Annotated in this window: 8 protein-coding genes; 2 read left to right on the top strand and 6 right to left on the bottom strand. The window is 44.0% G+C overall.

Annotation, left to right across the window (positions count from 1 at the left end):
* Positions 1–124 precede the first annotated feature (124 nt).
* Together ACFTRD_RS11230 and ACFTRD_RS11225 are read right to left on the bottom strand one after the other, a co-directional pair.
* Positions 125–1,051: a helix-turn-helix domain-containing protein gene (locus ACFTRD_RS11230; RefSeq protein ID WP_379379761.1), complete on the bottom strand. Its 927-nt coding sequence runs from the start codon at positions 1,049–1,051 to the stop codon at positions 125–127.
* Between the two features lie 87 nt (positions 1,052–1,138).
* Complete coding sequence (locus ACFTRD_RS11225) at positions 1,139–2,530, bottom strand: MFS transporter (protein ID WP_379379759.1); 1,392 nt, start codon at positions 2,528–2,530, stop codon at positions 1,139–1,141.
* Positions 2,531–2,639: 109 nt separating this feature from the next.
* Between ACFTRD_RS11225 and ACFTRD_RS11220 the strand changes: the two genes are divergently transcribed.
* Complete coding sequence (locus tag ACFTRD_RS11220) at positions 2,640–3,557, top strand: LysR family transcriptional regulator (RefSeq protein ID WP_379381310.1); 918 nt, start codon at positions 2,640–2,642, stop codon at positions 3,555–3,557.
* Between the two features lie 101 nt (positions 3,558–3,658).
* Here the strand turns inward: ACFTRD_RS11220 and ACFTRD_RS11215 are convergent, their stop codons facing one another.
* Both ACFTRD_RS11215 and ACFTRD_RS11210 read right to left on the bottom strand, forming a co-directional pair.
* Positions 3,659–4,642, bottom strand: coding sequence for a Gfo/Idh/MocA family protein (locus tag ACFTRD_RS11215; protein ID WP_379379757.1), 984 nt, complete (start codon positions 4,640–4,642; stop codon positions 3,659–3,661).
* Position 4,643: 1 nt separating this feature from the next.
* Entirely contained in the window at positions 4,644–5,663 is a 1,020-nt protein-coding gene (locus ACFTRD_RS11210; RefSeq protein WP_379379755.1) for a Gfo/Idh/MocA family oxidoreductase, read from the bottom strand.
* A 180-nt stretch (positions 5,664–5,843) separates the two neighbouring features.
* Here ACFTRD_RS11210 and ACFTRD_RS11205 point away from each other — a divergent pair, with 180 nt between their 5' ends.
* Complete coding sequence (locus tag ACFTRD_RS11205; RefSeq protein ID WP_379379752.1) at positions 5,844–6,695, top strand: MurR/RpiR family transcriptional regulator; 852 nt, start codon at positions 5,844–5,846, stop codon at positions 6,693–6,695.
* A 304-nt stretch (positions 6,696–6,999) separates the two neighbouring features.
* Here the strand turns inward: ACFTRD_RS11205 and ACFTRD_RS11200 are convergent, their stop codons facing one another.
* On the bottom strand, positions 7,000–8,004 hold the full coding sequence (locus tag ACFTRD_RS11200) for an ABC transporter substrate-binding protein (RefSeq protein WP_379379750.1): 1,005 nt from the start codon (positions 8,002–8,004) through the stop codon (positions 7,000–7,002).
* A gap of 196 nt (positions 8,005–8,200) precedes the next feature.
* On the bottom strand, positions 8,201–12,271 hold the full coding sequence (locus ACFTRD_RS11195; protein WP_379379748.1) for an S-layer homology domain-containing protein: 4,071 nt from the start codon (positions 12,269–12,271) through the stop codon (positions 8,201–8,203).
* Positions 12,272–12,340 lie beyond the last annotated feature (69 nt).

Raw genomic sequence — 12,340 nt, 5'->3', positions numbered from 1 at the left:
TTTTCATCGTAATGGGTGTTCAGGCGCTCTCAAGATATATTCTGCGCCAACTGTTCCGCCTGAGTTAAGAATATCAAGAAAGTTGAACCACTACTTTGCTGCTAAGCTCATCTTATTTGTTTATTTAGCTCAATGGTTCTTCCTGGCCTGGTTCTTCCTCTCTCGTATTACTTTGAAGTCGAAACTCTGACGGTGGAAGCCCGAACTGAAGCTTGAACACTTTGGAAAAATGGGCCATGTTTTCGAATCCTGTTGTGAAGCAGACCTCGGTTACTGACAGTGGCGTCTCTAACAACAGTTTCTTGGCTTCATTCAGTCTTCGAATGCGAATCCACTTCAGTGGTGAGGTGTGGTACATGGCCTGAAAATCACGTTTGAACGTAGACAGGCTTCTGCCAGACAAATAAGCCAGGTCGCTAATAGACACAGGATTTGTAAAATTTTCTTCCATAATCTTGCTAATGTTGCTGTTTTTATTATGACCTGGTTGTAGCAACTCAAGTAAGAAATGATTATTGGAGTCCGCCAAGTGATACAAGAGCTCCATGAACTTCAGTCGTACCAGTCCGTCACTTACCTCATCCGGACTTTCAAAATAAGGTTTTAAAGATTCGATATAAGCTTGAGTGAATGGATTGACTGTAATGATGGACACCGGAACAAGTTCATTCACCGGATACATCGGCTTATAACCAGAAAATCGGACAAATTCCTCAAGTATATTCTCATTAAGGAAAAACATCATGTAATCCAACTTGAACTCTGAACCGGGTTCACCCGATTTTTCGTAGTCAATCCGAATCGATTTGTGAAGAAACACCATTTCATTACTGCGTACGGTGTACTCTTGGTCCCCAAAACGAACTGTATATATGCCCGACTTAACGAATAACAACAGGTGATCTTTCAGAAAATATGATCCTGTTGTGCCATGTGTGTGCAGGCAAAATTTAATAATGGATAGCCCGTTCTGCTTTAGGCTTCCTTGTTTATCTGGTGAACTTTCCAGTTTTTGCGGTGCTTTGGCTATTTTTTCGGTTCTCATGGACATGAGTAGACCCGCCTTTGTAGATTTTAATATAAGGATAACAGGAAACGAGAACAAATGATTTGCTACCAGGCTCAATGATTTGTTCAATTAGCCCAAATATCCTGATTTATCCGTTGATTCCTGACGACGTAAGCTCATGAAGATCAAAGAAACAGCTAATACCGTAAGGATGACTCCAAGCGTTTGGAATCCTGTAACACTAAATGTTTCTCCCATGATGATACCGATCAATAAAGAGGATAAAATGGTACCCAAATATCTGGATGTATTAAAAATACCTGATGCGACACCGATCATTTCTTTTGGCGTGCTCTTGAACAGAGCTGCCTGCATGCCAACAGCGTTTAAGCCATTATTTACCCCAAATACTGCCAAGGCAAGAACTACAATGAAGACCGGGGAAGCTTCTTGCAATAGTATGACCAATATGGAACCGAATGTCATTAACACAGCAGAAACGATTAAAGCTGGCCGTGGTCCCGATTTGTCAATCCAACGCCCTGCAACAGGAGAAATGATAAGGGAACATAAACCGAGGGCTAACATAATCATTCCTGTATGGACTTCGTTAAGATGACGCACCTGCTGTAAATAAGTGGGCATTCCAAAAAAAAGAGCGTAAAACAGAATGTTAACCAGTGTGAACTGTATATTCACCCAAGTCATTTCGGGATATGTAGAGAATGCTCTCAGAGGGATAAAGGGGGATGTTGTTTTTAGTTCATGTCGTATAAACGTTACTAGTGCCATCAAACCGATTCCCCCTGCAATAAGGTGCCACATTGCTATAGCTCCCGTTGATTTGACTGAAAGTAAACCAATTAACAGCGTCACCAGAGCTATTGTAAATAACAGGATGCCTGGTGCATCAATCAACTCTAGCCACTTCCGAATAGTTAAACGGCCAGTGACGGGTTTGGATTGATCATCCTTCGGGATTGTTTTCCATGCGAACAAAAAGCTTGCAGTTACAAACGGAATATTAACGATGAATATGCTATGCCAATCCCACCAATGAATCAATACACCGCCAATAAAGGGGCCGATCGCTGCTGCTCCAGATAGGAAAATCGCCAAGACGGACAAGGCAGAAGCTTGTTTTTCAGTTACATAAATTCGTATAATCGCCATCCCCACAGCTACCATCATGCTTGTGCCAACAGATTGAATGATCCGGAATACGATAAGCCAAGAAAAACTTGGGGACAACGGTGCCAACATGGATGAGACGAAGACAATAACCAGACCAATAAGGAATATTTTCCTGCGGCCAAACAGATCACTGCATTTGCCCATGACAGGTTGAGCAACAGCACTCGCAATGTAAAATGAAAAAATAATCCACGAAACGGCTTTAAAATCAAGTTGATACACTTGTTGCAGTCTTGCGATGGCTACAGAGATCATGGAGGAGTTTAACGGATTCAGCATAATTCCTAATCCAACCGATAACATTAACCATTTATTTCGAACATTCATTGTGCAACCTCCTTCTTCTATGCTGTCATCTTACTCGAAGTCTCTTATTTATTCCAACGCATTGTATGTTATGATTTGATGTACTAAAAGGAATGAAGGAATGATGAAAATGGAGCTTCTTCAACTAAAATATTTCTTGATTGTGGCTCGATGCGAGCATGTAACCGAAGCCGCGGGAAAGCTGCACGTCACTCAATCCTCACTGAGCAAAACGATACAACGGTTAGAGGATGACCTTGGAGCTCCTTTATTTGATCGAATTGGAAGAAAACTGCGACTAAACGAATTCGGAAGAACATTTCTTCACCGAACCGAAAAAGCCCTGTTCGAATTGGAACAGGGAAAGCGGGAAATTGCGGACCTCTCCAATTCGGATCATGGCACACTCGAATTGGCTGTAACTACGGCAAGCACTTTGCCAGGAATACTGCGGGAATTCCGGAAAAACAAGCCGAATATTCAGTTTCATGTACAAATGGTAACCCTAGATCACATGTCCAGGCTCCTGCATCGGGGTGAGGTTGATTTTTGTCTGTCCTCCCCTCCGATTCAAGGTGATGATATCGAATGTCAGATACTTTTCGCAGATCCCATCGTAGTAGCCGTTCCCGTGGGTCATCGGTATGCAGATCGAAGTGGTATAAGCTTAGCTGAGCTTAAAGACGAGTGGTTTGTTGGTGTGAAGAATGGGTATGGTGTTCGTGATTTGGTCGACTCCGCATGTCATTCCGCCGGTTTTGTACCGAAATATGTATATGAAGGAGATGAACCTGCAAGATTAACCGCTCTTGTGGAAGCAGAGATCGGTCTCGCGTTTATACCAAGTACAGCCAAAAATCCGCATGAGCGAATCACATATCTCCAGGTAGAGGAACACGGACTCGTTCGTGAAATTGCTTTATTGTCACACAAAAACAGGTATATTTCGAAGGCTGCTTTAGAGTTTCGCAGTGTTGTTACGGCGTATTTTGGTGCAATGTCCAAAGAGGTTTATGGAGTCCTGCCTATAGAAACAAATGGGGAATAACATCAGGTTCTTGTTCACGCTTGGGGTTAGGACTTGGTATTCCAAAATCAAAAAGTCGCCATGGGCGACTTTTTAAGCGACTATTTTCATATCATCGACGGCTAAGTACGGCCAAATACAAGATTAGCAGACTGTTTCGCCTGTTCAATAACCTTCATCACCTTTTCGCTATGCTCCAGCATTTCGCCTGTTTTCTTCAGATCCAGTGCACTGATGATACGATCAAACTCCACAAACTCGTCATACATGCGATGTGGATGATCTTTATGATCTACCCAAATAGGCGTTTCCTTGTGAAGTGTGATCTCAAAGGATTCGCATTTATTAGTTGAGCTCGCCATGTGTATATGTCCTTTATTGCCCTGAATGTTCACTGCATTAGGGGCTGTACTATCTTTGGAACCTATGCATACACACTTGAAATTCCCGTAATCCAACAGCAACATGCCTGAAGTATCAATGCCGCGTTCCATGTTGGCCCAATACTCCACCTTCTCAGGACTCCCGAAGAAACCTACTACCAGATGAATATTATATAAATTAATGTCCATCAACGCTCCGCCAGACATTTCGGGGTTAAAGGCGGGCAGTACTTCTCCTGCTTGGAAAGCTGCATAACGGGATGAATATTGAGAATAGTTGCATTCCACGATTTTGATATCACCAAGTTTAGGCAAATACTGCTTCATGGATAAGACGTTTTTCAAATACTGATTTGAAATGGCTTCGATCAATACTCGTTCTTTTTGCTGAGCAATCTCTTTAAGTTCTAAAAATTCTTGGAGATTAGAAGTAAATGGCTTCTCACAAATCACATGTTTGCCCGCACATAAAGCCTCTTTGGCATATGAATAATGCAGGTGATTGGGCAGTCCGATGTAAATCGTATCTACATCCTCATTCGCAAGCATTGCACTATACTCTGTGTAAATCTGGTCAAACCCATACTGGTTCTGTAAAGACAGTAATTTATCGCGATGGCTGGGTCTGGAGCTGATAGCCTGTAAAATTACGGTAGGAATGTCTTGTATAAAGCTCAATAGATCCCCTACAATCATTCCGGCTCCGACGATTCCGAGTTTCATGTTAGTTACACTCCTCCATGCCTTTTTCGAGTATTCCCATGGCTGTAATCGTTTCTTCGTCTTTAATTACTTTTTCTTTGCCATGTATGATGGCTTGATACATATCATCGTATACTCTGGCATAATCGCCTTTCTCGGAAGGTACTTTCTCTTCATGATAGTTCCCTTCATCATCCAGGTATGTCAGGATGCCATAATGCTGCGGTAGATCTATACCAAAGTCAGCGTGACCTTTGGGCAAGTAAAATAATTTCAGGTGTTCCTCTTGGCGGTCTTCGGTTTGCTTGACGAAGACTCCTTTTTTACCGTATACAACGAAACTCGGACGAGGTTTTAGGCGGAAAAAGCTCGATTTAATCGATACTTTGAGTGAATTGTAATAAAAGTCGAGATCAAAGTAATCATTCATTCTGCCAGATCCGAGCAATTGACGAACATCGTAATGAATCTTGTCCGGTTTTTTGAAATAAGATAACACTTGATCAATGGTATGAACTCCATGCCCGTATAAATAGCTCTTGTATTTGGAAAAATGGGAGGTAGCATTCGGAATCTCCGGACGATAATAATCGTAATGCATCTCCACCTCCAGCAGTTCTCCAAGCTTTCCTGATTCGATTACCTTCTTGGTCGTAAGAAAATCTGAATCATATCGTCGGTTCTGATAGCATTGGATCAGCAGATTTTTTTCTTTGGCATATTGGAAGATGGATTCCGCTTCTTCTTTGGTTAACATGAAAGGTTTCTCAACAAGCACGTGTTTTCCGTGGTCGAGCGCCATTTTTGCATAGTCATAGTGAGATTCGGTATGAGTACAGATTACAATTAACTGAATCTCCTCGTCATTCATCACGTTAGCAATATCTTTTGTGTAGTAGATGCCGGGAGCTCTATCCCACTCCGCTTTATCCGGATTACGAGCGTATATCGTTTTTACTTTCAAATAGTCTCGGTTCAATGAAAAAGGAAGATGATAACGGTTTGTACTTTTGCCATTCCCGATGTATCCAATAGTCAGCATATTCATTCCCCTTCAGGCACTTTTTCATTTATTATAGAAGAAGAACGTCCTGCGTAGGGGATTTGCGGCAATAACGGTACATATGACCAATCATTTGTATGTAGGAAGGCTTATTTTTAAACAAAATGTTTATTAGACGTTCTCGATCAACGTTATTTCAATTAATCTGGGGTGAACCTGTTGAAAATATTGACGCAATTATCAGACATGCACAATTTTACACCAAATGAAAAAAGCATTGCTTCATATATTTTGACTCATAAGGAGCATATCCTTCACTTGAATATTCAAGAGCTTGCAAAAGTTACATATACTTCGCATTCCGCGATAAATCGCTTGACTCGTAAGCTTGGACTATCCGGCTTCAAGGAGTTCATTATCAGTCTTGCTCGCGAATTCCAACAAAGCACTCAGAATATTTCCAATGTCGACCCCAATTACCCATTCAGTTTGAATGAATCGTCCCTTCAGGTTGCAAAAGAGATTGCGGAATTAATGAAGGAAACGATTCAAAAAAACGTTGCGTTTATGGATGATAAATTGTTGACGCAAACATCGCATCTGCTGAATCAAGCAGAACGAATTTTCATCTATGCACAAGGTGATTCAGAAATCCGGGCGAAGAGTTTTCAAAACAAACTGTTCAAAATCAACAAATATGTCGTGATTGCCACAGAACTATCTGAATGGGCACATCATACGGTCAATCTCACACCCCGTGATTGCGCGATTTTCTTAACCTATCACGGAAAGTCGAAGGATTACATAAGAGCTGCACAATATTTCAAAAGCGAAAACATCCCATTTATAACCATCACGGCAACCAGCGAAAGTCAACTGGCTAGTATCAGCACAATCTGTATACAGGTTCCTAACGATGAAGTGAAGTATGCCAAGATTGGTACATTCTCCTCGCAAATCGCCTTTGAATATGTGTTAAATGTCATTTACTCCTGTATTTATAAAATCGACTACCTGAACAACAAACAAACCACAACCAAATCCTACCTGAAATTCTATGTCGACGAATGATGAATCAAATTCCTTCTATAACTTCAAGCCTGAAGATCCCTTGTTTATAAAACAGGGATCTTCGCATCCATCCTATTGAACTCGATTATTTTCTCAAGTAGAGAAGTCAACCGGATGTTCCCACCGGATACGTATCAACTCTTTGATGTGATCGTAGCCAGCCTCCCATAATAGGGTTAACATTTCCATGGGGCAAGACAACATAACCTTACTCAACAAGAAAGAGCATTCCTCTGCCACACGGTGACTGTCAGGAATACTCTCGAATCTTCTTAACTTATGTGAAATTAAAGAGTGTCGCGTCTTACTTAACGGAAAGCAGGCTCTCCGATATAAACTTCAGCTGACCTTCCAGCGATATTGGATCGTTGTAAGTGTCCGAAGTCGGATCGAGCTGGAACACATGGCCAGCCTTGACCGCTGGGAGATTGGTCCATAGCGTATTGTCATAGACAATTTTGGGATCACTTTTATCTCCCGACCATGGACTGGTGAAGATGATGTCACCCGCATATTCTGGCAGCACTTCCATGGAGATGGTGGCCCAGCCTGTACCACTGTCAATCGCCTCTGCCTGAGCCTTGGTTGGAGCCTTGAGGCCAAATTCGCCATAGATAATTTCGCCACCACGACCGAAATTATGACCGAATACATACAGACCTTTTGAATATGGGTTCAGGATGGAGACTGTACGGTTCCCGACAACGGCTTCCACCTTAGGCTTCAACTCATTAATCTGTGTCTCCCATTTCGTAATCCAGGCTTTCGCTGCCTCTTCTCTATTGGTCAGCTTGCCCAATTCCAGCATGAGGTCCTTGTAATTCCGCTCACCATATTTGATTTGTACCACAGGTGCAATCTGGGATAAATTATCGATTCCCTCTGTACCCGTATAAGCAATGATCAGATCAGGCTTTAAGCTGATGATCTTCTCGGCTGTTGGCTGCTCACCCAAATCGATTGTGCCCTCACTTGTGAGCTGGTCTTTGATGTACTTGTTTTTCATTGCACCTGACAAAGCACCCACGACCGGAGCATCCAGTGCAACAAAGTATCCGGTCGAAAATGCTGTCAAATCGACGATACGCTGCGGATTCTTAGGCACTTGTACCTCACCTGCATCCGACTGATAGGTCTTGGTCTCTCCTTCATCAATTGTCCCTGAAGCGGAGTCGCTTGTTGCTTCATTGCCCACAGCTGTGTTTTTACCAGTTGTGTTGCTCATTGTCGCTGACTGGCCACATGCACTCAGAACGAGTACCACACACATTACCAGCAGCAATCCTATCCAATTTCGTTGTTTGTACAAAATAAACCCACCTTCAAATGACATTGATAATCGTTATCAATAATATCATGTCACAAAGAACTTGACAAGATGATTTCTGAGACTATGATGGCTATCAGATTAAACCTCGGATATTCATTTATTCTGACAACCATACAACAAAGAAACCAATGCAGGAAAGCCCCACATTGGTTTCTTTGTTGTATTTATTCCAGAGTTATTTTGTTTTTTCTAGAAGACCGACAATAAGTGTGACTGCCTCTGCTCTAGTCGCTGTCTGATTTGGAGCAAAACGATTGCCACCAACCCCGCCTACTAGGCCAGCTTCCACAGTGGAAGCTACATATGGGACAGCCCATGCCGGAACGTCCTTCGCATCTTTGAAGTCGAGCTTGGCGTTAGAATCCGCAGGGATTCCGCCAGCGCGTGCAATCATAGTTACCATCTCCGCCCGGCTCAGCGTCTTGCCAGGGCCGAACGAGCCATTTTCGTAACCATTGACAATGCCAGCGGATGCAGCTGCTGTAATATAAGGCTTCGCCCATGAAGGAATCTTGTTATCGTCTGTATAGTGAATACTCTCGCTTTCAGTATTCAGATTCAAGGCACGGCCCAGCATCGTAATGAACTCGGCACGTGTAACTTTCTGATTCGGACGGAAGGTCTGATCGCCATAGCCATTCACGAATCCAGCCGTCAGGGCTTTATCAATCGCTGCTTTTGCCCAGTGCCCGGCCGTATCTTTCAGTATCGGTGCATTTCCACCATTCCCGCTATTGTTTGATCCGGTACCCGTCTCATTTCCGGAATTGCTTCCGTTGCCAGCACCGTTGTTCGAACCGTTCCCAGTTGCAGTATTTCCACCTGTTCCTGAGGTGCCATTACCGCTGCTGGATCCATTACCTGAGCCGGAGCCAGAACCCGAGCCCGGATTCGATGTTCCTGGATTTGACGTTCCTGGATCAGGATTTGGTGTCACCGTCTTCTTCACGATACCAAACTGATCAATAATGAACGGGGTTGCTCCGTTCAGATTTTGGTCAATTTCATACGTTATAGCTGTCAGTTTATTACCATCGATCGTAATGCCCACAAAATTTTGTACCTGACTTCGTTTTGGACGGCGGTTATCACTCGGATCAGGGCCATATTTGGCTGCATGATTCTCCTCTGCCAGTTCGAAGAGACTGTAGTAGGCGTCCCCGAGACTCTCACTTTTATTTTTGTAATAGACTTTTGGACCAGCTGTCGCCGGAATCAGATAGATCGTGCCATCCGGATTCACAGCGTACTCGATTTTCTGTCCATTTTGCATCTCGGTGATAATCTCTGGCTGACGTGCTTTTCCCTTCTGATCAATCGGTTTGGTGCGGGCATAGATGTGATCATGGCCCTGAAGGACAAAATCAATGCCAAGCTCCGCCATGATCGGTGCAATCTTGGAACGTACGCCGTTTGCTCCCATGATGTCGGAATCCGTTGCGTGATTTGACGTTGTGTACGGCCCCTTGTGAATGTTGACGATAATCCATTGGGTTCCGTTCTTCTTGGCAGTTTGAACATCTTTCTTCAGCCACTCGACCTGCTCTGTAGAGAAGTTGTCGTAATCGCCCGAATCCTCATTGGAATTCAACACAACAAAATGCGCATTGCTGTAATCATAAGAATAGTAAGCTCCCGTCTCCGTTGCAGAATTCACTGGTGACTGGATATTGAAATGATCGATAAACGCATAGTTTTCGTCCTCATGATTCCCTGCGGATGGGACGATGGTTGTGTTCAACAGGCTTTCCTGCGAATGGCCAAGGAGCCAATTCCATTGTTCCTCTTTGACGCCTTTATCCACAATATCCCCGTTATGCACGACGAATTGTGCATCCGGTACCGTAGCCATTGCTTTGGCCATTGTCTCGGAGGACAGAATAGCCTCATCCTCATCCTTCGCCTGTGTGTCCGCCAAATCAATGAAAGTGAACTTGCCTTTTTCCGGCGCTGTACGGAACGTACCTGTCTCGCTCCAGACTTCCTTGGAAGCATCCCCTACACGGAAATAATAGGTCGAATTGGCTTTCAGATCTGTCACTTCAGCTTTGTGCATCAGCTCCGCTGGAGCATTTGCAGGCTGACTAGAGCGTCCTTGAACCAATTTGGCTTGTGTGAAATCAGGTGTTGCAGCTGTTTTCTCCACAACTTGAAGGTTGCTTTCTGTTACTTGATCGGATGTATACCATGTAAAGCCCTTGCTCTTGGTCGGATCTCCATGGAACGTTACAGTTACTTTGTTTACCTGTTCCGGAATGGGAACTGTATCCGATTCCTTGTTGATTCCGAATTGATCGACGATATATGGTTGTGCGTTATTACTATTTTGGTCTATCTCATACGTAACGGCTGTCAGTTTACCACCGTTGATTGTCAATGAAACGAAGTTTTGGACCTGACCTCTGGCCGCACTTGTAGTGTCGCCATATAGGCGTGCGTGGTTTTCTTCAGCACGCTCGAACAAGCTGAAATAGGCTTCACCAAGTTCTGGCTTTACGTTTTTGAAGTATACTTTGGCCCCGGCGGTAGCGGGAATCATATAGATCGTTCCATCAGGCTTAACTGCGTACTCGATACTTTGGCCATTCAGAGTCTCTCTTATTTTGGAGACATCTTCCGCAGTGCCGTCGCTCTTGATTGGCTTCGTGCGTGCATAGATATGGTCATGTCCCTGAAGTACCAGATCGATACCCAGTTCGTTCATCAACGGGGCGATTTTTTTTCTTACACCGTTCTCGCCAATAATGTCGCTGTCGGTGGCGTGATTGGATGTTGTATACGGACCTTTATGGATGTTAACGATAATCCACTCCGCTCCTGCTGCTTTTGCCTCCTCCACATCCTGCTTCATCCATGCCACTTGCTCATTGGAGAAATTGGCATATTCGGCGGAATTCTCATTGGAATTCAGTACAATAAAATGGGCTTTGCTGTAATTATAAGAGTAATATGCACCTGTTACTGTTGCAGCGTTATCGGGCTGCTTCAGGTTAAAGTGCTCGTAGAACGCATAATTTTTGTTCTCATGATTGCCTGGGGAGGGTGCAATGGTCGTATTCATCAAACTGGTTTGTGAGTGACCAAGCAGCCAGTTCCATTCCTGTTCTGACGTTCCGTTCTCCACAACGTCTCCGTTATGAATGACAAACTCCGCATTCGGAACAGTAGTCAGCGCTTTGGAAAGTGTAGAGCCGGACAGGATGGCCTCATCTTCTTCCTTTGCTTGAGTATCCGTCAGGTCAATAAACGTAAACGCTCCATCAATGGGAGCCGTTTTGAACGTTCCAACCTCACTCCATATGCCCAGATTCTGATCGCCAACGCGGAAATAATAGGACGTATTTGGCATAAGATTCGTCGCTTCCGCCTTATGCACCATTTCTCCCGGGGAGTTCGAAGCCACGGACGCGCGCCCGTTGAAGCTTTGAGCCTGACTGAAGTCAGCAACGCCTCCCTGGTTCGGTACCACTTGAACATCGCTCTGTACCGATGCAAGAGGGGTATACCAAGTGAAGCCTTTGCTTGTTGTTGCGTCACCATAGAAGGTAACGGTTACTTTGCTTATATCCAGTAATGGCGCTTCAGCCAATGCTTTAAGCTCCATATCAAAATACAGGTCAGAGCTGCTGTCACTCTGTTGATGTACTTCGACCGCGATTTCGTTTGATCCATCATGCAAATAGGCTTTCATTGGCTCAGTCAGGTCGATATCCTCATACATTACCGGCAAGTCCTGACTGGAGATTGCTTTGGTGGAGTATTGAATCTCGCCGTCTGGCATGCCAAAGCGACGGACTTCCACACCATTTACATAAATCACTGCACCGTCATCGATGCCGAATGTGCCGAGAATTTGTCCATAACCGTCAATTTGGTCCTTGTTAACGGTTAGATTTGTCCGGAAATAGGTTGTGCGGGGTTTTAATTTTTTGTCCAGACCGTAGCTGACTTCCGTTTGGAGAGGTCCAAAATAGGTGGTGCTTATGCCATTGCCGTTGTCCTTGTAACCGAACGGAGCAGTTCCGAAATTCCAGGACGAATCATCGTATAAAGCACGCCATTCCGACGGTAAATCCTGACCCTGATCGAAATATTTCCAATTGGCGTTACGCTCTAACAGAATATCTGGCTCAGACAATGATGCGGCTTGCGCTGAATTGGCTCCCCCAAATCCCGCAAACCATCCAAATACCAAAGCAATGGATAACAGGATGGCTAACATCTTCTTGTAGAGGTGACTGATCATAATTCTCTCCTTTGTATGTATGATTGGTTGGCTTATGTAAACCCAAACAGAGCTAGCATAACAAGGGAA

Source organism: Paenibacillus sp. NPDC056933 (assembly GCF_042674385.1).
GTDB lineage: Bacteria > Bacillota > Bacilli > Paenibacillales > Paenibacillaceae > Paenibacillus.
Note: the sequence above shows the minus strand (reverse complement) of the source record. Positions and strands in the feature narration are given on the sequence as shown.